Raw genomic sequence first — 24448 nt, forward strand, 5'->3', positions numbered from 1 at the left:
TTACCATGCATTGAAAAGGTTGAGTTGCTAATTGTTGGTGATTAGTCGCATTTTTTCATCCATTTTTTGACATCAAGCTCGGTTAGCTTTAATTTGAGGTGATTTTTACTCTTTTTGTTATAAGGATAGATAACCGCATGTACAAGGCGTTTTTTGGATTAAATGATAATCCATTCTCTATTGCACCTAATCCGCACTATATGTTTCTTAGCGACCGCCATCGAGAGGCGTTAACACACTTAACTTACGGTTTAGGAGACACGGGAGGATTTGTCTTGTTAACGGGTGAAGTTGGTACAGGGAAAACCACGGTTTCACGTTGTTTACTGAATCAATTACCAGAAAACACCGATACCGCTTTTATCCTTAATCCCTCTTTGACAGAGCTTGAATTATTGGCAAGTCTTTGTGATGAATTGTCGATTAAGTATGACAAAGATCCTAGCTTGAAACAGTTAACGGATCTATTAAGCCAGTACTTGTTAGCCAATAATGAACAGGGCCGTAATACGGTGTTGATTATCGATGAGGCTCAACATTTACGAGCTGAAGTGCTTGAGCAATTACGCTTATTAACCAATCTTGAAACCAATACTAAGAAGCTTTTACAGGTGATTTTAATTGGCCAACCTGAGCTTCAACAACTGCTCAAACGTCGAGAATTACGGCAGTTGGCACAGAGGATCACTGCAAGATACCATTTATTGCCGCTGAATGCTGAAGAAGTGGGTTTATATGTGCACCATAGGCTGCAAGTTGCCGGACGCCATGAACCTTTGTTTAATGCTGGGGCGATTAAGGCGTTGCATCACTATAGCGGTGGGATCCCGCGTTTGATTAATTTGTTATGTGAGCGCGCCTTAATGGCGAGCTATGCGAAATCAAAAGTGCCAGTAGACCGAAAAATGGTGGACTTAGCTTCTGCTGAAGTACAAGGTGAGGAGATTAAGCAAGTTCATTATTTAGTGCCAGTGGGCATGGCAGTGACATTGCTGTTGACGTGTGTATTGGGATACTTAGTCTTTTTTCAGCAAGAGACAGGGCCTCTTCAGTCGGTCGAATCTGTTCCCATTACTAGTGCAGAGATTAAGGCTGAAGCACAACAAAAGAGTCGTGATATTAAGCTTGATGCTAAACAAAGAGTACTCAATGATGCCATGGCTAATAGCCGGCATATTGACACGGCCTACGCCAGTATTTTGGGCTTGTGGGGTAAAGTGCCTTATGTTGGCTTGACTGCATGCCAGTCGGCTAAGCAACAAGGTCTATCTTGTTTTCAGCAACAGGGCAATTGGCATTCCTTGATTAGACTTAACTTCCCAGCGGTGGTGTATTTAGTTGATGATAACAATCAAGCTTTTTATGGCACATTAGTGTCTCGAAATGAAGAACAGCTATTATTGCAACTTAATGAACAACAGCTTTGGGTCGATAGAGAGTGGTTTACTCGTCATTTTAGTGGCACATTTGAAATACTTTGGCAGGCACCTAATGATCGGCAACGTGAGATAGGGCAGGGATCAGATCTTGCTCAGATCCAGTGGTTAGAAAATAGTTTGGCTAAAATCGATAATAAAACGCCTCGTTTGATTAAGCAATTTGATACAGAGCTTGAAAATCAGTTAACACGCTTTCAGCGTAAGCATGGTTTGAGGGCTGATGCCATTGCTGGTAGTCAAACATTAGTTCAACTCAATTTGTACCTTAGTGCAACAGGACCAAGATTAATGCAAGCTAAAGGACACTATTAATGTCGATTTTACTCGATGCCGTAACACGGTCAAAGCAGGATGATTTGAATGTTAATTTGGATCCTGTACTCCCCCCTAGGACCCAGTATGAAAAAGTGAGCAGAACTAAGCATATTGGACTGCTTGTATTACTGAGTATGATTATTTTGCTCTTGTTAGTGGTCATAGTTTGGCTTAGCCGCAGTCAAACTATGGTGTCAGTTCCCGTGGTTGCAAGCGTCGTTGAGTCAGCACCTAAGTCTCCCAACGAAATAATTCAAAAGAACGAAATGCAAGATACTGAGTCGCCTTTTGCAAAAAATGGGGTGCTGTTAGCAGGTAAAGTCGCACTGCCAATCGCCGTAGCTATGCCGGTACCGGCACGCTATAAAGCTGAGACAGAGCCTAGACAATCACAAGGGCGCTCTTCTGTCGCCAGTACATTGGTTGCGACAGATCCGGGGAGTGAGCCAATCATTTTGGGGGCTAATGCTAACAAGAAAGGTCAGGCGTTACTGGAATCGTTACAATATCAGGTTGATCTTGCGGCAAAAGAACTTGGCTTGGATAAATTAGGCTCAGCCCCTGAAGATAGTCATCCTTTGTCTCAGTCTGAGATTAAGACTCAGACGGGCACTCGAGAGTATCAGAGTGAAGGCAATCTATTAGCTGCATTTGAAGCTGCATTAAAGGAAGTTGAAACAGCTGATCAAGTTGAAGCTGCTGCGGTGGATGAAAACGTCGATCAAATGTTGGGAATGAACACGGGTGATATTCCTAACTATGGTCAGTTACCTGTGGCTATGCAACTGCAAGTGCCAGAATTTAGTATTAATGCCCATGTTTATGCGAGTGAGCCGAATAAACGATGGCTTAATGTCGATGGTAATGAACTTCAGCAAGGTGACATGATTGACGGTAAGTTAGAAATTATTGAGATTAGGCCAGGAGATGTCGTGTTAGCGATAGGAGGCACGGAATTTAAGGTGCCTGCGATTTAATCCCCGTTACATTTAGTGTTAATAAAAAAGCCTGCACATTGAATTGCAGGCTTTTTTGTTTGCACACATACAGTCTATAGGTTAGTGATAGAAATGATTGGCGAGCAGCAAGGTCAAGCCATAGCCTAAGCTATAACAAAGCAGTAAAGCGGGTACGTATCTTAGGTAACTCACGAAAGTTAACTCCTTCACTTTACTCATGGCTATAATGCCAGATGCTGAGCCTATGACTAATAGTGAGCCTCCAACGCCAACAGAATAGGTGAGTCCTAACCATTCTGGAGTACTTAAGACTGGACTTGCTTTCAATAATGCAGCTGTTAGTGGCACGTTATCGAGTATGGCAGAGCCAATACCAGTGACAAAATTTGAGATGTTAGGATCATACATAGCATAAACCTGTGTTAATAAGTCTAACGTGCCTATCTCTTTGAGCATGCCCACTAACAGTAATATTCCGAGGAAAAATAATAAGGTGTCGTATTCAACTTGGCGAATATATTCGAGGATCTGAATTTCTTCTTTCTTGCTTCTGAAGATGTGTCCCACGAGGAATAATATGGATAAACCGGTTAAAAAGGTGAGTACGGGGGGGATCCCAAACAAAATATTTAGCATCATGGTGGCGACAATCGTACAAAAGAAGATTACGGCAATGACCACATCGACCTTGTGATAATCGCGCTTTATCGGTGACGTGCTCACATGACCTTCTGCCTTAAGTGAAAACAGTACAGCGAGTAGCATGACGCTGACTGCTGCTGGTATAAAGAGGATGAGCAGCTCTGACATTTGCACATGGCCACCAAGAAAAATCATTAAGGTCGTTACATCACCAGTAATTAATGATACGCCTCCGGAATTGACAGCAAAAATAATCAATACCGCCATTCTACGCCGCATTTGATTGTCGAGTTTGAAGGTGGTTAATAACCCTAATGACACTAAGGTGGCGGTGACATTGTCGCAAATAGCCGAGAGAACTAATGAGAACAGGGCCACCTGCATCATTAGCATACGTACCGATACTTTTTGTGGGAATAACTTCTGCACTAGGATTTGGATCATCCCTTTTGCATTAAGATAAGCGACGAATGTCATGGTTGACATCAAAAATAGCCAAAGAGTCGCTATCTCCAATAGATTTTCATTTAACTCTGTTTCAATTAGCTTTTCATGGCCAGGATCCCCCGCAGATATAAAGAGTACTATCCATGAAATACACCCTAAAAATAGGGTGGTTTTGGCTTTATTAAGATGAGTGACTTCTTCAAAAATAATACTTAACAGTGCCAAAACGGCAAGTGAGATCAGGAATATGTGGAGCATGCGACAGTTCCTAGTGCTGATTATTTACTGTGAGCAGTAAATAAGGTTTTGAATCAAGGTTTGGTTAATCTAGTGTTTTAGCGGTGCGAATTAGGCCATAGAGAGGCGAATAAAACAAGCATTAACTGGTGTGATCGTTGAGAAGAGTTGACCCTGAGCAATTTTTAAAAGAGCACCTTAGATGGATGATTACAATAGGCTTAGTGAGTTAACACTGGTTACATCATGATACAGTTTTAACCGTGCTGAGATACATATTGAATTCGGATGATGAATACATAGATATTTTTTTAAAATGCAGTTTACCAGCAGCATTTTAGAGCAATGGATTTTATTGTTGAAGTCTGGGTATATACAGGTTTCAATCTTTTTATTGTTTTCTATTTTCAATGATAATCAATCGCGACAAAATGTCGCAGTTAGTCGATTAGCATTTGTTCGCCCATTACCACGCTGTGATAATTAGCCATCAATTTTATTAAGAAAACATATGAACTTCATTAAAAAAAGTATATTCGCATTTTTGACAATCACGCCTACTGGCGCTGCTCTGGCTACCTACGACACTGAAGAAATAGAAAAGATAACAGTCGTCGCTTCTAAAGAGCCTATGCTCGAGAGCATTAAACTCGATGACGTTGAGAATAAGGCTGCTGGGGATCTTGGTGAACAACTCAGAGAGATTAATGGTGTGTCTTCAGGGCGACAAGGTGGCAAAGGTTTTTCGCCTGTGATCCGTGGTCAACAGAACTCACAGTTGAACATACTGCTAGATGGAGGGCAAGTGAGTGGTGCTTGCCCTGCAAGCATGGACAATGCTACCAGCTATGCCATGGTAGGGTACGATAAAGTGGTGGTGATAAAGGGGAATCAATCTGTGCTTTACGGCGCAGGAGGAAGCGGTGGAACCATCTTACTAGAACGTGAGAGACCTGATTTTAGCGAGTCTGGCTTAACAGGCACTATTGATATGACAGCGACCAGTAATACCGGTCGAAGAAAGTTATCTACCGACGTTGCAGCAGGAAATGATAGAGGGTATGTCAGAGTTTTTGGCAGTTATGATCAGCAGCAGGACTACTATCAAGATGGTGACGGAAATGATGTCGGTGCAGGTTATGATAGTAAGAGCGGTGGAATTGTCATGGGAGTCGACTTAACCCCTGAAACCAGTGTAGAGCTTAGTTATGAGAGTGTCAGGGATGAAGATATTTTTTATTCTATTGAGCATCCAATGGACGTCCCTCAAGCAGACAGTGATAGCTGGCGAGTTAAACTTAAACAATCGATAACCGTGGGGCCTTTTCATACTCTTGAGGTTAATGCTTATCGTAGCGATGTGTATCATGTGATGGATAATTTCTCTGTACGAGATAGGCTTGACACAATATACGTGCCTGGACATGACATGCCGATGAAGGGAGTGAGTGAGTCGAATACCTCAGGAGGAAAAGTTCAGGCAATAGCGACGCTAGGCAGTGCAGAGCTAACGATTGGGATGGAATACCTAAATAACTACAGTGATGGTGTCCATGCTATGGATCATGGGAGTGGGTTTGAGACCAGTGCAATAGAATGGCCAGGCGTTCAGCAAGATCAATACAGCGCTTTTGGTGAAGCCGATGTGAGCCTTGATAACAAGAATAATATGAGATTTGGCTTCAGGGTTGACCGTAATTTTGTGGATGCAACTAAAGCGAATGATGTTCCAGACATGAATGTTCCGGGTTCATTTGCACTTAACCCAACTGAACTTTATAAAAAATTCTATGATTCAGATACCACTGAGGTTGACGAAACGAATATTGGAGCTGTGTTAGGTTTTACTCATCAACTTACCCATGAACAAGTGTTGAGTGCTTTCGTTACCCGATCTGTAGTGACCGCTAACGCCAATCAGCGTTTTCAGGCCAACGATATGCATGGCTATTACTGGGTAGGTAATCCTGATATTAAGCCTGAAGTGCATAAGCAGGCAGAGCTGGGTTGGCAGAAAGGAGATGAACTTAGCCAAATGGGGGTGAGTATATTTTATGACAAGGTAGATGACTATATTTTGCAATATAAGCAAAGTGAAAAAGTGGTGTTGCAAAAAAATGTTGATGCAACTTTGTATGGGATGGAAGCTGAATTTAGCCATTCTCTCTCTGAGAGCTGGCGTTTTAAAACATCTCTGTCTTGGACAATAGGGCGTAATGTGACCGAAGGAGGAGATCTTCCTCAGATAGCGCCACTAACCAACGTTAATACATTAGACTGGCGTAATGATGACTGGTCGGCAGGTATAAGCTGGGAGTTAGCCGCAAAGCAGGATAAAATCGATATGAACAGTGGTCTAGATGCAGGTGAGACCGCTGGCTATGGCATTGTCAATTTGTTTGCCAGTTATAAGGCCCCTCATGATCTCGTTTTTAAAGCTGGTATTAATAATCTATTTGATAAAACCTATGCACAACACTTGAATAAGCAAGCTGACGGGTTAATTACTGAAGCTGAGCAAGTGAATGAACCTGGTCGAGAGTGTTGGGTTAACGTTAACTGGACATTTTAAGATGTGTTGTTAGAAAAAATAAAGGACGCTAAAAGCGTCCTTTATTTTTTCTATATTAGCGTGAAGTGATGCTATTTATGTCGCCATTTTAGCAAATACGCGTTCAGCAGCAGCCAATGTCTCTTCTATTTCTTGTTCACCATGAGCCATGGAAAGAAAACCTGCTTCATAGGCGCTAGGGGCTAAGTAAATGCCTTCTTCTAGCATGTAGTGATAAAAAACAGGAAATTTGTCAGCATCACATTGAGTGACTTGCTCAAAGCGAGTTATTTTTTCTTCTTCAGTGAAGAATAAACCGAACATACCACCTACATAGTTGATGGCCATTGGAATGCCATGTTTGTTCGCAGCGGCCTTAAATCCTTCAGCAATGCGCTGAGTTTTAGCGGCGAGCTCTTCATACAAGCCTTCACTGCCTAGCGCCTCCATTTGAGCAAGGCCTGCCGACATGGCAATAGGGTTACCTGATAATGTCCCTGCTTGATAAACTGGACCGGTAGGCGCGATAAACTGCATTACATCCTTACGACCACCGAACGCGCCCACAGGCATACCACCGCCGATCACTTTGCCTAGTGTGGTCAGATCCGGTGTTATGCCGTAGTAACCTTGAGCGCCGCTTGATGACACGCGAAACCCTGTCATCACTTCATCGAGAATTAATAAAGCCCCGTATTGATCGCAGATGGCACGCAGTCCCTCAAGGAAACCTGCAATAGGAGGGATACAGTTCATGTTGCCGGCAACGGGTTCAACAATAATACACGATATCGCTTGTGGGTATTGTTCGAACAATGACTGTACTGAGCTAAGGTCGTTATATACTGCTGTGAGTGTGTGCTTAGCGAAATCTTCAGGAATACCAGGAGAGCTTGGTTGACCTAAGGTCAGCGCCCCAGAACCTGCTTTAACTAATAAGCAATCGGCATGTCCATGGTAACAACCTTCAAATTTTAGGATTTTGTCACGGTTAGTGAAGCCGCGAGCGAGACGAATGGCACTCATGGTTGCTTCTGTTCCTGAGCTCACCATGCGGACTTGTTCTATTGAAGGCACCATCTCGATGACTTTTTCTGCCATGTTAATTTCAAGTTCGGTTGGTGCACCAAAGGAAAGGCCATTTTCAACAGCGTCTAATACCGCTTGGCGGATCTTAGGGTGGTTATGGCCTAAGATCATCGGTCCCCAAGAGCCCACATAGTCAATGTAAGCGTTGCCATCAGCATCATAGATATAAGCGCCATCGGCTTTATGGATAAAGCGCGGTGAGCCACCGACGCCGTTAAAAGCACGTACTGGTGAATTAACCCCACCAGGAATAGTTTCTTTAGCCTGTTCAAATAGTTCGTCAGAGCGAGTCATTATCAATCCTTTAAAAATCAGTTGCCGGATAAGAGATCGGCTTTTCGTGAATACCAGTTAACCGGACACTCGTATTTTTGTAGTTGTGTGTCAACTCCCAATGTTAGCGCAAATAGTGCCATTCGAATAAGCAGTCCATTATCAGCTTGTCTAAAGATAGCGAGGTTGGGGTGACTGTTAAGGTCATTGTCTAACTCATTGGCTTGCTCACGTGAGTCTCTTGGCAATGGGTGCATGATCACTGTGTTTGATTTGCAATTTTGTGTGTAAATACTGCGGTTAAGCCGGAACTTGCCACGGTATTTATTTGCTTCTTCCTGTGAAGGAAAGCGCTCTTCTTGAATGCGGGTAAGATAGAGTATATCGGCTTTATCTAGGTTGCCTTCAAGTTGATCAGTAATGGTAATGTTATGGCCAGCATTTTCGATGTCGCTGAGCACATAATCAGGCATCGCCAATTCTTTTGGTGACACCAAGGTGAAGCTGACATTTTTATGCATACACAGTAGGCGAGAAAGAGAGTGCACTGTGCGGCCAAATTTAAGATCGCCCACCATGGCAATATGCATACCACTGATATGTTTATCTTGGGTGGCCAGTTCTTTTTGTATGGTAAAGAGATCCAATAGGGCTTGAGTTGGATGTTCGTTAGACCCATCACCACCGTTAATCACTGGAACACGGCTACCCTGTGAAAATTCTTCAATTGAAAAAGCCTGTGGATGCCGCATGGCAATAACATCAGAGTAACTGGAAAGCACACGGGCAGTGTCGTAGAGAGATTCACCCTTTGACAGTGACGATGACGCCATGCCGACAGTTTCATTTACTTTACCGCCAAGCAGGCTAAATGCACAACCGAAGCTGATGCGAGTTCGTGTGCTAGGCTCGAAAAAAAGATTACCTAAAATAGCGCCTTCTAGGACAGTGGTGCGTTTCTGTCTTAGTGCATAAGGCGTCATACGAGTAGCAACATTGAATATTTGTTGAACGGCATCCAAATTAAGCTGGTTTACCGAGAGAATATGCGATCCTTGAAACTGAGTCATCAGCCTTTATTTCCAATTAATGGGGTGAGTTACCGGTATAAACCCGATTATCTCACCTGAAGTTATCTAGGGTCTGTTTATCTTTCTAGCTTGAATTATGCTCAATTTCAATGGGTTTAGTGTAAGACGTCGGGCGATGAGGCTTAATGGGTTAAGTAAAAAGCCCGCAACACAGCAATAAAACCATTGAGATGAGCCCTAGGGCAAGGTTTGTTGACCCTTTCTACTGCGTTGTCACTTGTTGGTGTAGAATAACTAGACTACACAAGTTCTGCCTTGTATAAAAGGTCAACAACTCCTTGCAAAAACAACCATGAAAGATAAACAGACCCTAGGGTGGCTGAGGCGATACTATACTCGATTTGCTGCGGTAGTTAAATATCTGTGCTGAGGATATATATCAAATAAAAAATCCAACGTGGCTGTTGGATTTTTTATTGTAGGCAAAAAACGTCGCGCTATTTAACTAGCTTCAATGGTGCTTGTTGTGAGTAGTAGTAGGCGACATTTTTCATCTCAGCTTCCGATAACATACCTGCTTGCGCCTGCATGATGGGGTTGGTTCGAACGCCACGTTTAAACTCGATAAGTTGTTTAAACAGATAGGCTGTTTTCTGTCCCATCAAGCTGGGGTAAGTGGGCATATTGGTCAGCATGGCACTGCTGTGACAAGCGATGCATCGTGTGTTTGCTAGCGTTTCACCTTGGGCAATATCAAACTTTTGTGTTAATAATGCCTTGTCGAGTTTAAGCTCAGAGATAGCTAAAGACTCACTAAAGGCTTGCTCTGCACTGATTGCTGCAGGCTCAGCGGCGATAGATGCAAAGGAGCATAGCAGTCCAGCGGTTAGTAGCGATCCCTTTAGGCTTAATTTTTTCTGATGGATGATCATTTATGCTCCTTCTTTTCTGGCAGAGGAGGCATCTGAGAGGCTTCTAGGAATTTACGCCTAAAGATTTCCATGTCGATACCCGATTCATTATAATAAGTCTCTAGGTAGTCCAGCACTGGATCCCACGTCTCATTAAGATCCCATAAACCTTGGGTATCAATCATCCATTGGATTGTTTCTCGCCAGACCTCACGGTTGCCTAGATTCTGTGGGATAATTAAGCTGGTATGACATGCATTACATTGGTTTTTAACTATTTCCCAACCAGGAGCCATGATAAGTCCGGTGGTTTTATCTACCGGGTACTGCTGCTCGGTAGCAACGGCATTGACAGTGCTTGCCGTGAGAAGTAAGGCTAAAACATGAAGGTGTTTTTTCATTATACGACCCTTATAGCCACTCTATGACAGCCGTTGAATAGATAGCCTTTTGGATTCCACTGTGGCTGCACCATAGGCTGAGCATCCCCTTTGGTGTCAGTTGCTTTAGCCCAGATTTCGTAATAGCCCGTCAATGGTAAGGTTAGACTCAGTTTCCAATGCTGCCACGCCATAGGGTTGACAGGTTTAGTTAAAGCCGCGGTTTGCCAAGTTGTGCCATAGTCATAGCTCACTTCTACTTTTGCGACCTCTCGGGTACCAGCCCAAGCATGCCCACTGACTTCCAATGATTTACCGAGCGTTAGTTCTCCGCCTGTTTGTGGTGCTGTAATAAGGGACTTAACGATCATCTCTTCGATGATCTTAAAGTCTTTATTGTCGACTTTTTCGCCCGGAGCTACAGGGTTCTTAGGTACCTGATAAGCTGGGGCCGCCATTTTAGTACCATCATGTACGCGATTACGTACGCCCATACCAGTGGCACATTTTTGTGAGACAGAGGCTGGACGTCCACCAAAGACGATACGCAGAGGGTAACCGTGCAGGTAAGGGATATCCTCTCCATTCATGGCCCAAGCTATCATGGCGTTTTCATTGACTGCCGCTTCAATAGGCACTCCGCGTGAAACTGCAGCGCCTTTACCACTGAGATGTTTATCGGCACCATAATTTGCGGTGTAAACGGCATCACTTTTTATACCGCAGTCTGCGAGGACATCTTTAACCAGTACCCCTGTCCATTCTGCACAGTATACTGCGGTATTGCTCCACTGGTTTCCCTTAGCGTTAGGATAGAAATTTTTACGGCTGTTACCGCCACATTCGAGTACCAGTTGCTGAGTGTGGGTCTTAAATTGACGTTTTAATTCGGCAATAGTATAGGTTTTTGAGGTTTCAATAGACTCGCCATCGACGGTGAATTCCCAAGTATCTGGATTGATATTCTCAAAGTCTGGCAGTTGACCATTCCAGCGGATAAACGCAACATCAGCAGGCGTTTTCATCGGTGCAAGCATATGTTCTGGTGGGAAAGCGTTCAGTGGATTTGAATTTAGCACGGTAAAATGTGTAGGAAGGTTTTCAACATTTGACCAAGTGACTGCTGAGACATCAAGAGGCGTGATCCCTGCTGGCCGATTTTGAGCAAAAACCCAATTAATCGGTAAGATTGCTGATACTGAAGTGGCCACAGCGCCTTTTAAAAATTTACGTCTATCGATAGTCATTCTTATTCTTCCTTACCGTTATGAAAGTAGCTTGCTATAGCTTCCATTTGTTCAGTACTCAGTAGTTTGGCGACTTTACTCATGGTCTTATCTTGGCGTTGGCCATTTTTAAATTGTGCTAACTGTTGCACCATATAGGCTTGATTTTGCCATTTTAGATTCGGAATAGAAGTAAACTGGCTATTTCCATCATTTCCGTGACAGGCTTGACACATATTTAATAGGTTTTCGTCACTTGCAGCGATACTCATGCCACTGGTTATGACCATAGATAACCCTATTGAGAGGCTTATAGTCTTTGTCGTAGAAGCCTTTTTATTCTTATTTATGCCCATATCCTTCCTTACATTTTATCTCATTTGCTAGCCTTTAAAGGCCTTTTTTTTAATCAGTATTGATTTGATTCAAATCAATACTTTTTGCTAAATTTCACTATAGATTACCACAGCAATGACGCTACCTTTAATTTCTGTTTATTGTATGTGAAAAGATATAAAAAATTATAAAAATATAATAAAAATATAATAAAAATCATTTTAAAACAATACCTAATCTAATATTGGTGTTGAAGGCTCTCATCGACAGTTATTTAGTTAAGCCAGGATTTATAGTCATAGGTAATGTCATTGTTACTCTGAGGCCTTGTTCAGTTCAATGTACAAAAATGAATACGCTAGAAATTAAGATAAAAACGTTTCTAATATGGATTAGAGTATTCATTTTTATATCATTTACCTTTCAAATTCCTCATCTCATTCGAGAATATTGATGTTACTTTGCTGTCTCAACTGATGTTTTTTTGGAGCTAACAGCAAGGCCTCTCAAGTTGCATGCTGCAACATGTATCAGTATCTACAAGATGATTCAGTGGTGGCGGTTATGTACTCAAATTTAAGCGAAGAGGCATCTGTAGAAACAGATTTGTTAGGTGAGAAGTGATCCCTTAAAAATGGGCTAGGGAATTATTACTTGAAGTTAATTTAGAGGTCGCTGCGATAAGGTCGGCATGTGAACATGCCGCTAGATTATTTCTGTGTCTTAATTTGCTATTACAAAAATGCCCAAAATTAGTTTCTGTGGAGCAACTTGATGAATTTTTTCAAAGTAAACTTTCGACCTAAATTTATACATTTTTATACATATTTTCCCACAAGCTTATGCACACTCATTTTGTGTAGTCTATAGTCATGAGTTCCTGTAGAAGGTTTTGGTCTTAAGCTCACATTACAAGGTACATTGTGAGTGTTTATAAAAAATATAAGTTTCATTTATAAGTTTTTAATATCAATGGTTTAGGTTTAATTTTAAGTGTCTATATTTATAGTGAGGAAAGGTATCATGTTTAATTCTACTATCAGCAAATTGGCAACAATATCTCTAGCAATAGCGGTATTTATGGGGAGCAGTACAAGTGCAATAGCCAATGCAGATATGCTTATTTTGACTGATTTAAACACGACGATTGAACAGAACATGGCAATACAGATGCAAGAGATGATGCAGGTGGCTCAAAGAGAACTTAGCATGTCGTTGCAGACACAACTCTCTTCTAGCATGTTTGATATGGCTGGTGTTGAACAATTTGATCAAGAGCCTGAAGAAGTTGTTATCACGAGTGCGATGGTCAAAGACTAACTAACCTGAATAGTGCTTAAATTGTGCGCTTTAATATGCCTATATTAGGGGGCGTTTGTTAGTCATAAACAGCTATTAAGTGTGAGATTGTGCTTTGATATCGGTAACGACGTCAGCATTTAGCCAAATATAAGGTAAATGATAATAAGTGAAAATGATGAATTGGTTGATTTTAATTGAAAGGTCATTTGGGCACTGTCACTTGCTTTATGGCGTTAATTTATGTTGTGCATCAGTTCTCAGTTCATAAAACTGAGTGATAGAAAGCACTGCTAATCAAAGCCTCTGTTTTTATTAATGAAAGAAAAATAGAAGTTTCTGATACTAAATTTCTACGTTATTGTAACGATAAGTTGTGTATAAAGAGGCGCCTATGTCAGCGCTTAGTGCATGCAGCTATCTTAAATTTGACCTGACCGTATCTCTTTTTGTAATGCCCCCCAGCTGACAACACCGACAATGTTCTCTTTTTTATTTTGATAAATGTAAACTTCACCACGACGTTCTCTGGAAAGAATTTTATACACTTCATTGAGTGTTGCAGTATCGGGTAGTCCTTCAATGGGGTGACGAGTGAGTGCGCTTTCACTATCATAGCGTTGCATCTCCAATTGCAGCATTTCCATCTGATCTTCAGTGCTTCTTACTAATACGGATCGTCCTTCTGCGCGTTTGAGAACTTCAAGTTGAAGCTCATTATTGTCAGAGACGATCACCATGCGTTTATCCATACGTGCTCTCACACCGGTTTTTTGTAGTGCTTGCTGAACTGCTGATACACGGTAATCAAGCCCCATGATGTCCAGTTGTTCTAAAAAGAGTGATTTGGTATTAAAGGCCTGATGGGCAATGAGAAAAGCAGGAATACTGACAAACATTGCGGGTAATATAATAGAGGGGTTATTGGTCATCTCTAGTAGCGCAACTAACGCTGCCAGTGGTGCACTTAAGCAGACCCCCATAATCGCGGTCATACCTATAATGGTATAGAGACCAACATAGGGAGCAATAGAGGGGAATAATATGGCGCTGGTTAATGCCAAGATAGCTCCTACTAGTGCGCCGATCCCGAAAATTGGGCCTATAACCCCGCCGGGGATCCCTAACCCAATAGCAGCAATCGTGGCGATTATTTTGGCGACAAGGAGTGCGATTAAAAAGAGAATACTAGGATGTTCACTGATGGCTTGATCTATGGCAAGCTCTTCACTTCCCAGTGCTTCGGGCATTAGCATACCCACAATCGTTGTTACTATACCCGCGAGTAATACACGGTAGAGTAAGGGCCAGCTTTGTCCTGTCGCAGTGACTTTTAATAGTGATGAATTAAACAGAGCTGCGATGCAACCTAAGAGTAAGCCACAGATCGCCAAGATTGGGTATTGAGAAAGAGGAATATGTATGATGCCAATTTGGTCATATTCATGTATGTTACCGAACATTAGCTGGTTGGTAACAGTGCCACATATGGCAGCGATAATGATCGGGAAAAAATAGTGAACTTTGTATTCTCTTAAGATCACTTCGAATACGAAGATGACAGCGGCTAGCGGAGTGTTAAATGTGGCGGCTATTCCCGCAGCAACTCCGCTAGCACACATGATGCGAACGCTGTTATCAGGTAGTTTAAATTTTTCGGCTAATACACTGGCGGTGACAGCCCCTAAATGTATGACCGGTCCTTCTCTGCCAACGGAGAAATTTGTTGCTAAGGCAAACAGGGCTTGAAAAAATTGACTTGGCGCTGATTGTAAGGGAAGTTTACCGTAATGAAGTTTAACTCTATGTAAAACATAAGCAATTCCCATTCTTTTATAACGTTTAGAGCTTATTTTTGCGACAAACCAAATTAAAATGGCCCCCACCATAGGTAATAACACTCGCCAGCCGTCGGCTATGCCAGTAAAATCAAGTTCAGTCGTTTTTGTGTAAGTGTTTATCCACAGAAGCAATAAACGAAATAGGATGATAACGGCCGATGCCATCAATGCAAACAGTAAAGCAAGTATAGACAGCTGTAAGCTGATTTTTGCCTGAGATAAGGTATCTTTAAGCTCTGAATTGAGATGCTTTTGCCATTGGGCACGCATTTTTTTGAGTCGATATAGCACAAGTACCGTCCTTAACATCCTTTGTCTAAATGATACTCAAACAAGACAAAAGTTAATATAAGTAATTACAATAAGAGGTTGTTAATTAATGCTAAGTCATTATTCTTGGGTGGAACGAATACAAGTTTTTGAACGAAAAATTAGGCCGTCGAGCATGTACCTTCTACTTTTAATGCTATTGGCTTTTACCATCGGCTGCCTAAGTATGAATCTTTGGATTGAGTATAATCAACCCATTGAGAAGAGTAACACACAAGAGACTGATAAATTGACTGAAAAATTCAACATTCAAGCTCAAGTACTCGTATCTAAAGAATTAGAACTAACGCTGGTAAAAGAAACGAGCAATAAAATGCAGCAGATATTTGCCGAACAACACAATAAACAGCGCGAATTAGAGAGGGAACTTAATTTTTACCGTAGTGTTGTGGCGCCAGAAAGCAGTGCTGATGGGGTATTTATTGACGAGATTAACTTAACATTAAGCTTATTGCCAAGACAATACCGACTTAAACTTATCCTCACTCAATTGCAAAAACGTAAACAGTCACTAAAAGGTAAATCGTCTATTATTTTAGTGGGTATTCAAAATAAAAAAATAGTTGAGTTAGATCTTGCTCAACTACTGGATGATAAGGAGTTATTTGATTTTAATTTTATCTATTTTCAAATACAGGAAATGGAATTTACCTTACCGGAAGGGTTTGAATTATCTAGAGTTAAGGTGAGTGTCAAAGTGCCATCGAGTCGTTGGGAAAAAGGCTCTGTTGCTAATATTGAATACAGTATAGAGCAATTATTGCCTGAGTTGGTCATGTCTGATACTAAGGCTAATAATAACAATCCTAAAGAAATAGATAAAAATACACTAAAATATAACGAGGAAAAAAGTGATAAAGACTTCATTTCTGATATTTTATCTGAGGTTAGCTCTTCGGGAGCGAGAATGCATAGTGTTAACGCGTTTGAAGATAACATTTTGAATGAGTCACAGAAATAAAATAGCATAAGTATAATACTTGAACAAAATGGTCAGGTATTAGATAATCCTTGTTAGTTAATCGATGTAAGAGGTGCTAATGTCTGAAGAGATAGCTGAACAAGCGGCAGAACAAGATGAATTGCCAATCCAGTTTACGGATGCTGCAGCGTCAAAGGTTAAAACCTTGCTTGAAGAAGAAGAAAACGATGCGTTGAAACTGCGAGTGTATGTTACCGGTGGTGGCTGTTCTGGTTTTCAGTATGGTTTTACGTTCGATGAGAAGGTTAATGAAGGCGATTTTACGATAGAAAAGCAGGGCGTTTTACTTGTTGTCGATCCTATGAGCTTACAATATTTAGTTGGCGGTGAAGTAGATTACACCTCAGGATTAGAAGGTTCTCGTTTTTTTGTTAGAAACCCTAATGCGACAACGACATGTGGATGTGGTGCGAGTTTTTCTGTTTAACACTACCCATAAAAAAGCCAGTTGAGAAACTCTACTGGCTTTTTTATGTTCATAATAAGAAAATAATTAAGATTAACTTATGATATTAAAGTTAACTTTATCATTAAAGTAGGTTTTTACCTTAGGAGTAAATGCTATCCATACTTGCAGCAACGCGAGTATAATTAATAAAGCAAAAACTATCTCATCTGGAACGTTACTTTCAAATTTACCAAGCCTGAACATAGAAGGGTTGCCTACCACTAAATTATCTGGATCATACAAAATAACGGGTAATATGCAGAGTAAACCAAGTTGGATCACGGTATAAGCTTGTAGCATATACATGGCCGTTTTTTGGCGACCAAGTATGGCAACGACCATCAGCAAAGTCAGCATACAAAATAGCACTCCCTGTTTTGCAACGATCCCGCTGATAGAGGCTATTGTGAAAAAAGCACACAATATAGCAAGCCTTTTAGGCAGCTTACTTTTATGTTTTGCTAAGCCAGTATAACCCTCCTTTACGTATGGTTTTACAGTCTCCGTAGTGACGTTTGTTATGGCTTTCGAGGTTTTGCTTTCCAAGATTATTCTCCTTGAATAGCGAAGTTTATTTAGTGTTTTTGTTGCTTCTTTGGTGTTAAACGTTGTTCAACATCATAAGGTTCGATGACCACGCCGAGATCTTCTTGGACTGGAAATATAGCCACACAAAGATTGTCGTCTTGCATACCTGGAACCCAGCGTTCTAACCATTCATTCAGTGGGATCGATAATGGGGTACAATCTTTCCAGTCATCAACAGCCCACAAATTTGCTGTTTCTTCACTTGGCCACATAGGGATGCAGTCTTCATCATCAGTGGTTAGCATTACGCAACCATCATTATCTTGCAGGGTCCAGAGTGTTTTATGCTCTTTGGCCTGTTCGACTAAATAGTCGTAGCGTGCTTCGGGAGTCATATTGGTTGCATCTTTTGCGCTTTTACTCATGGTCTGTTCTCATTGATTAGCAAGTCTTCTCGTCTATTGCTGCAGATAATAGCATTTCACTGCAAGGAAATTAAAATATTTTGGATCAAACCTGCTTATTATACCAATTACGTTAAATAGACTGGTTTTCAATTAATCATTATCCTTCTTTAACACTAAAAAGTTTGTAGATCATCCCCGCTAAAATTGCCCCAGCAATAGGGGCTACCCAAAATAACCACAATTGAGAGGTAGCCCAATCGCCAACAAACAGAGCTGGACCTGTACTACGTGCTGGGTTAACTGAGGTATTGGTGATTGGAATACTGATAAGGTGGATCAAGGTGAGCCCAAGACCGATAGCAATAGGAGCAAATCCTTGTGGAGCCCGGCTATCGGTAGCGCCTAAGATAATCATTAAGAAAAATAGGGTCATGATCATTTCTGTGACTAAGGCTGCTGTCATGCTGTAGCCTCCAGGAGAGTGCTCACCAAATCCATTTGAGGCAAAGCCATCGGTTAACGTAAAATCTGCATTGCCTGAGGCGATGAGATATAAAACGCCTGCTCCAGCAATAGCACCTGTAACCTGAGCGATGATATAAGGCAGTAATTGATTTGCGGGAAAGCGTCCACCGGCCCATAGACCGAAAGAGACAGCAGGGTTTAGATGACAACCTGAAATGTGGCCAATAGCGTAAGCCATGGTGAGTACCGTTAGACCAAAGGCAAAAGAGACACCTAATAGGCCTATTCCCACTGCTGGAAAAGTGGCTGCTAATACAGCGCTACCACATCCTCCTAAAACAAGCCAAAGGGTTCCAATAAATTCCGCAGCCATTTTTTGCGTCATATTCATATCATTATTCCTTATGCTTTGTCGTATTCTTAAGTTATCGAAAGAGCGATAGAATCTACTGCTAGGTTAATGTTGGTTAAGTGACTATTGATTAGGTTAAAGTGTATTAAGTGGCTGGAAATAGAGAACCTAGTATCGCTTCTCTAGATGCGCCAGTGACAGCTGGGAGGTTCCCCGACAAGCCGTTATGGTGTCTCATGGCCAGCCAAGCGAAGGCAATGCTTTCAACCCATTGTGGGTTCATGTTAAGGATTGCAGTTGAGTTTATTTCGTAATGAATTAATAATTTTTTAAGTCGAGTCATTAATTCGGTGTTAAATGCTCCACCACCACAGACAAATAACTCACCACCGGTAGAAAGTGTTAATACATCTTTGGCTATGCTGTGGCAAGTGACGTCGAGTAGCGTGGATTGAATATCGGCTTCGCTAAGGTGTCCAAATGCTGCCATTTGTTGTTCTAGCCAGGCTTGATTAAACAGTTCACGGCCTGTGCTTTTAGGAAATGCCATGGAAAAATAAGAGTGGGAGAGTAGATGCTTAAGCAGTTTTTCATCGGTTTTACCACTGGCCGCCCAATCGCCATTTTTGTCATAGTCTTCATGTTTTACTTGTTGGATCCAGGCATCGATAAGCGTATTACCTGGGCCAGTATCGAAGCCTATCACAGGTTGTTCATTCCCTGGTAGATAGGTCACATTCGCTATCCCCCCAATATTGAGTATGACTCGGCTTGCGTCTTTTTTAGCAAACATCTGTTGATGAAATGCAGGGACTAATGGGGCACCTTGTCCACCAAGGGCAATGTCTTTTCGCCTAAAATCAGCGATAACATCAATACCCGTTTCGACAGCAATGGTATTAGGATCACCTATTTGTAGGGTAAAGCCCATATCCAAATTTGGCATATGTCTGATGGTTTGCCCGTGGCTACCGATGGCGATGACTTGTTCTTTTGCTATGTCAGCTTTAGCTAATAAGGCGTTAACAGCAGAGGCAAATAGTTGTCCAACGCTACGATCAAGTTGCCCCAAGCGAGTGATTTCATCACTTCCCGGTAAGCAAAGACGCCGCAGACCACTTAATGTATGTTTTGGAATATTTTGGCTGTGTCTTTCGATGAGTCTTGTTTGCTTTTGGCTGAAGTCGACCAGTACCGCATCGACACCATCCATGCTGGTTCCTGACATTAAGCCAATAAAATAACGTTGATTCATTAAATATGATTTACCTTAGTTGAGCTTTGTCATAGCGTTAATGTTAGCGCTATGACGAATAATATATCAGGTACTTATGATTGTTAGTCATGCGACTGTGAAGCAAGTAATACTTGTTTGTTCTGCTGAAGCTTAGTCATTATTTGCTTGCTAAGGGCTAAAAATGTTGATTTTTCTTTATTGGCAATCGGTAATGATTTTGGTAGCTTAACGGTTCTTGGATTGCGGTGTGTTCCATTCACGATGAACTCATAATGAAGATGTGCACCGGTCACTCGACCTGTTGACCCTAATGTACCAATTATCTGCCCTTGTTTAACATTCTCGCCTTGTTTAACTTTACGCTTTTTAAGGTGTAAGTATTTAGTGGTGTAGGTGTCATTGTGTTTAATGAACACGTAGTTACCATTGTATTGATTATATGCAGATTTGATCACTCTGCCTTTACCTGCTGCTTTAATGGGGGTGCCGACGGCGGCGACATAGTCAACTCCCCTGTGAGCACGTACTTGGCCAGTTACAGGGTGAAGTCGTTTAGGATTAAAGCTGGAACTGACATACTTAAAATCGACAGGGGAGCGTAGAAAAGCTTTACGCATACTACGTCCATCTTCCGAATAGTAGTTACCATCAGTGTAACGCACGGCGGTATAACGATCGCCTTGATTAATAAACTCAGCGGCGAGAATATTACCGTTACGTAGAAATTTACCATCAGCAAACTCTTCTTCGAAGATGATGGCAAAGTTATCCTCTTTTCTGATATCTAGGGCAAAATCAATATCCCAGCCAAAAATGGTGGCGAGCTGCATGATTTGATTTGGCGTGAGATCTGCGGAAACACCTGAATTCCAGAAATTGCTATTGATTGTAGCACTGGCAAATTTAGGACGGTTTTCGATTTCTTTGTTCACGATTTTTTCTTTATAACCGCTGTCATTTTTAGTGATGATTAATGTCGAGATAGGATCTAAATGGAACGTAAGCTCAGTGAACTCCCCTTGAGTATTTTTAGCGATGATGATTTCTTGATTTGGCATGATCTTAAGCAAGTGTTTTTTTGCTTGAGGCAGTAACGTTATTTCATAAACATCACGTGAACTTAAATTTGCACGTTTAAAGAGTGCCGCTAAGGTGTCACCACTTTTTACTTTAAATTTTTCGGTGTTGTTCATTGAGCTGTCTATATTGACGGTTGTTGTTTGTTCAGCACTCTTTTGTTCTGTGTTGCTGGAAGAAGGTGATACTGGGGTGCGAAAAGCAAGGGGAACTTTTAATTGTTCTTGGTTGTTGAGTGTATTTTTGTTTGAAGATGGTGTACCGAGATGATCAAGCTCAACGGTACCAGAAAGCTGCTGGTTAGCATGTTTTAATTTTTGTGTGTTATCAACGAGTAGAATTAAAATAACTAAAGTGATGGAAACCAAAACTGTTAGCAATATTTGGTGCATTTTGGGTAGCAATTTTAATAATGTTATAACCTTTCCCATCGACCCCTTTCCTATTGAGCTAAGTAGCAATTATTTATTTATCGAGATCCCTTAAGTGTACACGCTTTCAATTGTGCTGGCTAACAAGTAACATAGCTCTCTTTATTTGATTCATAGGCTCTTTGGAGTAGCTGGCGAGATGGCTGATTTAGACCAAGTATTAGCAGAAATTAAACGTGGTACCGATGAGATTTTACTCGAAGCGGATCTGCTGGAAAAGTTGAAAGAGGGGCGCCCTTTACGTGTTAAGCTTGGTGCTGATCCTACAGCTCCAGATATTCATTTAGGCCATACCGTCATCTTAAATAAGATGCGTGCTTTTCAAGAGCTTGGCCATGAGGTTATCTTTCTTATCGGTGACTTCACTGGCATGGTGGGAGATCCAAGTGGCAAGAATAGCACTCGCCCTCCTTTGACTCGTGAGCAAGTATTGGCTAATGCTGAAACGTATAAAGAACAAGTTTATAAGATTTTAGATCCTGCTAAAACGCGTATAGAATTTAATTCTAGCTGGTTAGAACCACTTGGTGCTGCAGGTATGATACGCCTAGCATCACAGCAAACTGTGGCGCGTATGATGGAGCGTGATGACTTTAAGAAGCGCTATGCTTCGGGGCAGTCTATTGCGATTCATGAATTTATGTACCCTTTACTCCAAGGTTATGACTCTGTAGCACTAGAGGCCGATGTAGAGTTAGGTGGAACGGATCAAAAGTTTAATTTACTTATGGGCCGAGAGTTACAAAAAGCGAATGGCCAAAAACCGCAAACTGTGATTATGATGCCTTTGTTGGAGGGCTTAGATGGTGTTAAGAAAATGTCTAAGTCAGCGCATAATTATATTGGGGTAAGTGAGCCTGCTGGTGAGATGTTCGGTAAAATAATGTCAATTTCTGATGTTCTAATGTGGCGTTATTTCGAGCTGCTTTCTTTTCGTCCATTAAGTGACATTGAACAGTATAAACTCGATGTTGAGCAAGGGACCAACCCACGTGATATTAAAATAGCGCTTGCGAAAGAAATTATTGCGCGTTTTCATGACGAACAGTCGGCAGAAGCTGCTCATCAAGAATTTATTAATCGTTTTCAAAAAGGGGCTATCCCTGATGATATTCAAGAACTAGAGATCGTTGCAGGTGAGGGAATTGCTATTGCTAATTTGCTTAAAGAAGCTGGTTTGGTCAATTCAACTTCTGATGGTATGCGCATGATTAAGCAAGGAGCAGCTAAAATCGACGGTGTTAAGATTGAAGACACACGCCTGCAGCTGACTGCGGGTACGAGTGCAATATTCCAAGTCGGTAAGCGTAAATTTGCTAAGATAATCTTAGTTTAATTGAATCTTGGATTGAATAAAACGGCTTAAAGACCCACTTTAGGCCGTTTCTTTAGTGAAATATTGAATACCGTTACTGAATAGCCAGTTGATCAGCCATTGTTTGATAATCCATAAGATCTAGATGTTCCTTAACTCTATTTGTATCTTCATCGAATGTCACTGTTGTGACACTGGGGATAGCTAAGTCAATGATTTTTCCAGGTTTACCAAATTGTTCCCCTGGGCCTTTGTAATGATAATTACCAATCATTACCACCAAGGAATCAGAATTAAACATATGTTCTATATTAAAATCATATTCCAGCACACCTTGATGTGCACGCTTTAAAAAACTGAGAATATCTCGTTTTCCTGTATAGGTTTTATCGGCTGTTTTATCGTTAAAGACACTATCACGGTTATAGAAGTTAACTAAGGTGTTATAGTCGTGATCTGTCACTGCTTTAATGTATTTTACCGCTAACTGTTGCTCTGAGGGCATTTGGCCATTTGCCGCCATTGAAGGCAAGATAATAAATGCAAACATGAGACTGATATATCGCAACATCATGAGTTCTTATTCGATAGATTTTTTAGAGTAAAGTCCTGAATAACAGATGAGATCTAATGATCATCAATTGCCACTCCTAAAGCTTGCCAATGTCGCTAGGACTAAAGTTTGTTTATCTTGTTTAATACAACAACAAGTGTATGCCATGCGCACCTACACTGTCACCTTATGATGCAAGATACTTAGAATAATGCCTCCTCTTACGCCAGTTATCAAGCCTATAAATGAGAGAAGGGCTAACGTTACATATGTTTCTATAGGATTATGGTAGATAGGGTTAAATTAAATAGATTAGCATGAAACACTCAATCATACTTAGTTGAGCGGAAAGTTGCGTAAACCAGCCCAAATCAAAGGAATGAGTATCACAAAACCAACCCAAATAGAATGGCTCATTCTTATTAATCTAATGGCGTCATTAATGGCATGTTCACCTGGCAGTTGGCCGTAAATAAGTTTGTTGGTGATCACTTTGATGCCATTGAATTTCATCGGCCCCCCAAGCTCGATATTCAACACACTGGCAGCGACAGCATAAGTATTTAATTCATGATAAATACAGCCATTTAGTGTGATAGGCCTCATTAAAGTCAGTAGGCTTTTAGGTCCGCCTTGCACCGCAAGAGTGATGTTCCAAAGCCAACTAGGGAGTGCAAATATTAACGTGTTCAACAGGTAAACAGGTAAAGAAAAATAGCGAAAATGAGGATTGAACGGTAACCAACAAAGTTCAAGTTGTTTAAGCATTCGAGCAGCAAGTACTAGCGGGGCTCCACCGAGAATAAAAAAGAGTACACAAGCTGCGGTGCCATAGACTGGTGTGGTTACCAGTTTTTCTATGGTGGCTTTCCTTAAACCAATGATGGTAAGTTCTTTAGTATCTCGGCTGAGCCATGGTGCTAATATTTCTCTTGCGAGCACTTTATCTTCATGTTTGATTGCATGATTAATTTCCTTGGCAATCAAATTAAAATTCTCATCATTTAGGCATACATAGAGAATAATAAACTCGAATAGCCAAGGAAAGTCAGCAAGTTGCAGCAAAAAGGTGATGATGGCCCAGAAAGGAATAACTAACAGGAGTGTGGATAGGGTACCTGCTATTGTTTGCTGTGTATGTGATCGCCCTCGTCGGTTGACTTTTTTCGCTAACTCCCTACCCAGTAAATTAAACCAGGCCAGAGGTTGGATAGTGCGAGGAAGTGGTGCAATTTTTGATAATAATAAACTAACAAAAAGGGTTATGGCTCCCTGATATAATGAAGAATCATGGAGTAATTGCTGAGCAAACTCAGGAACCATAGTCGTAGCCTTGTGATTACTTGT

At 41.3% G+C, this 24448-nt stretch carries 22 protein-coding genes; 7 read left to right on the forward strand and 15 right to left on the reverse strand.

All coding sequences use genetic code 11. The features are described from left to right. Positions 1-137: 137 nt before the first annotated feature. Both HQQ94_RS06730 and HQQ94_RS06735 read left to right on the forward strand, forming a co-directional pair. The gene (locus tag HQQ94_RS06730) at positions 138-1751 is read left to right on the forward strand and encodes an ExeA family protein (protein WP_173293690.1); all 1614 of its coding nucleotides are present in this window, start codon (positions 138-140) and stop codon (positions 1749-1751) included. Continuing rightward, entirely contained in the window at positions 1751-2731 is a 981-nt protein-coding gene (locus HQQ94_RS06735) for a general secretion pathway protein GspB (protein WP_173293691.1), read from the forward strand. The genes HQQ94_RS06730 and HQQ94_RS06735 overlap by 1 nt, the downstream gene beginning before the upstream one ends. Before the next feature lie 81 nt (positions 2732-2812). On the opposite strand, the gene nhaD is transcribed toward HQQ94_RS06735, so the two are convergent. After that, a complete protein-coding gene (gene nhaD, locus HQQ94_RS06740; protein WP_173293692.1) occupies positions 2813-4060 on the reverse strand; it encodes a sodium:proton antiporter NhaD in 1248 nt (415 codons plus the stop codon). Between the two features lie 490 nt (positions 4061-4550). On the opposite strand from nhaD, the gene HQQ94_RS06745 reads away from it, so the two are divergent. Then, positions 4551-6611: a TonB-dependent receptor domain-containing protein gene (locus HQQ94_RS06745; protein ID WP_173293693.1), complete on the forward strand. Its 2061-nt coding sequence runs from the start codon at positions 4551-4553 to the stop codon at positions 6609-6611. Between the two features lie 75 nt (positions 6612-6686). Here the strand turns inward: HQQ94_RS06745 and hemL are convergent, their stop codons facing one another. From hemL to HQQ94_RS06775, 6 genes are all read right to left on the reverse strand, one after another. Continuing rightward, on the reverse strand, positions 6687-7973 hold the full coding sequence (hemL, locus tag HQQ94_RS06750; RefSeq protein WP_173293694.1) for a glutamate-1-semialdehyde 2,1-aminomutase: 1287 nt from the start codon (positions 7971-7973) through the stop codon (positions 6687-6689). A gap of 17 nt (positions 7974-7990) precedes the next feature. Then, on the reverse strand, positions 7991-9022 hold the full coding sequence (locus HQQ94_RS06755) for an aspartate carbamoyltransferase (RefSeq protein WP_173293695.1): 1032 nt from the start codon (positions 9020-9022) through the stop codon (positions 7991-7993). A 458-nt stretch (positions 9023-9480) separates the two neighbouring features. Next, on the reverse strand, positions 9481-9915 hold the full coding sequence (locus tag HQQ94_RS06760; RefSeq protein WP_173293696.1) for a c-type cytochrome: 435 nt from the start codon (positions 9913-9915) through the stop codon (positions 9481-9483). Then, on the reverse strand, positions 9912-10295 hold the full coding sequence (locus tag HQQ94_RS06765) for a cytochrome C (protein ID WP_173293697.1): 384 nt from the start codon (positions 10293-10295) through the stop codon (positions 9912-9914). Before HQQ94_RS06765 ends, HQQ94_RS06760 begins: the two co-directional genes overlap by 4 nt. After that, positions 10295-11521: a sulfite oxidase gene (locus tag HQQ94_RS06770; RefSeq protein WP_173293698.1), complete on the reverse strand. Its 1227-nt coding sequence runs from the start codon at positions 11519-11521 to the stop codon at positions 10295-10297. The genes HQQ94_RS06765 and HQQ94_RS06770 overlap by 1 nt, the downstream gene beginning before the upstream one ends. 2 nt (positions 11522-11523) lie before the next feature. Continuing rightward, positions 11524-11790: a c-type cytochrome gene (locus HQQ94_RS06775; RefSeq protein ID WP_173293699.1), complete on the reverse strand. Its 267-nt coding sequence runs from the start codon at positions 11788-11790 to the stop codon at positions 11524-11526. Between the two features lie 1069 nt (positions 11791-12859). On the opposite strand from HQQ94_RS06775, the gene HQQ94_RS06780 reads away from it, so the two are divergent. Next, positions 12860-13156, forward strand: a complete 297-nt coding sequence (locus HQQ94_RS06780; protein WP_173293700.1) for a hypothetical protein — start codon at positions 12860-12862, stop codon at positions 13154-13156. Positions 13157-13557: 401 nt separating this feature from the next. Here the strand turns inward: HQQ94_RS06780 and HQQ94_RS06785 are convergent, their stop codons facing one another. Next, the gene (locus tag HQQ94_RS06785; protein WP_173296550.1) at positions 13558-15246 is read right to left on the reverse strand and encodes a chloride channel protein; all 1689 of its coding nucleotides are present in this window, start codon (positions 15244-15246) and stop codon (positions 13558-13560) included. Positions 15247-15472: 226 nt separating this feature from the next. Between HQQ94_RS06785 and HQQ94_RS06790 the strand changes: the two genes are divergently transcribed. Continuing rightward, positions 15473-16267 (forward strand): DUF6776 family protein, encoded by a 795-nt coding sequence (locus HQQ94_RS06790; protein WP_217274008.1) that lies wholly within the window; start codon positions 15473-15475, stop codon positions 16265-16267. A gap of 79 nt (positions 16268-16346) precedes the next feature. Beyond that, positions 16347-16715: an iron-sulfur cluster insertion protein ErpA gene (gene erpA / locus HQQ94_RS06795; protein ID WP_173293701.1), complete on the forward strand. Its 369-nt coding sequence runs from the start codon at positions 16347-16349 to the stop codon at positions 16713-16715. Positions 16716-16787: 72 nt separating this feature from the next. Here erpA and HQQ94_RS06800 read toward each other — a convergent pair whose 3' ends face one another. The 5 genes from HQQ94_RS06800 to HQQ94_RS06820 form a co-directional block, all read right to left on the reverse strand. Beyond that, the gene (locus tag HQQ94_RS06800; protein ID WP_173296551.1) at positions 16788-17180 is read right to left on the reverse strand and encodes a hypothetical protein; all 393 of its coding nucleotides are present in this window, start codon (positions 17178-17180) and stop codon (positions 16788-16790) included. Positions 17181-17311: 131 nt separating this feature from the next. Continuing rightward, positions 17312-17689: a DUF2750 domain-containing protein gene (locus HQQ94_RS06805; RefSeq protein WP_173293702.1), complete on the reverse strand. Its 378-nt coding sequence runs from the start codon at positions 17687-17689 to the stop codon at positions 17312-17314. A 139-nt stretch (positions 17690-17828) separates the two neighbouring features. Further along, positions 17829-18527: an aquaporin Z gene (gene aqpZ / locus HQQ94_RS06810; RefSeq protein ID WP_173293703.1), complete on the reverse strand. Its 699-nt coding sequence runs from the start codon at positions 18525-18527 to the stop codon at positions 17829-17831. A gap of 106 nt (positions 18528-18633) precedes the next feature. Next, on the reverse strand, positions 18634-19743 hold the full coding sequence (locus tag HQQ94_RS06815) for an anhydro-N-acetylmuramic acid kinase (protein ID WP_173293704.1): 1110 nt from the start codon (positions 19741-19743) through the stop codon (positions 18634-18636). A gap of 83 nt (positions 19744-19826) precedes the next feature. After that, positions 19827-21233 (reverse strand): peptidoglycan DD-metalloendopeptidase family protein, encoded by a 1407-nt coding sequence (locus tag HQQ94_RS06820; protein WP_173293705.1) that lies wholly within the window; start codon positions 21231-21233, stop codon positions 19827-19829. A 139-nt stretch (positions 21234-21372) separates the two neighbouring features. On the opposite strand from HQQ94_RS06820, the gene tyrS reads away from it, so the two are divergent. Continuing rightward, a complete protein-coding gene (tyrS, locus tag HQQ94_RS06825; RefSeq protein WP_173293706.1) occupies positions 21373-22569 on the forward strand; it encodes a tyrosine--tRNA ligase in 1197 nt (398 codons plus the stop codon). Positions 22570-22642: 73 nt separating this feature from the next. On the opposite strand, the gene HQQ94_RS06830 is transcribed toward tyrS, so the two are convergent. Continuing rightward, a complete protein-coding gene (locus tag HQQ94_RS06830; RefSeq protein WP_254304016.1) occupies positions 22643-23098 on the reverse strand; it encodes a nuclear transport factor 2 family protein in 456 nt (151 codons plus the stop codon). Positions 23099-23437: 339 nt separating this feature from the next. Continuing rightward, positions 23438-24424: a cobalamin biosynthesis protein gene (locus HQQ94_RS06835; protein WP_173293708.1), complete on the reverse strand. Its 987-nt coding sequence runs from the start codon at positions 24422-24424 to the stop codon at positions 23438-23440. Positions 24425-24448: the final 24 nt, after the last annotated feature.

Origin of the sequence: Shewanella sp. VB17 (assembly GCF_013248905.1) — a bacterium.
Classification (GTDB): Bacteria; Pseudomonadota; Gammaproteobacteria; order Enterobacterales; family Shewanellaceae; genus Shewanella.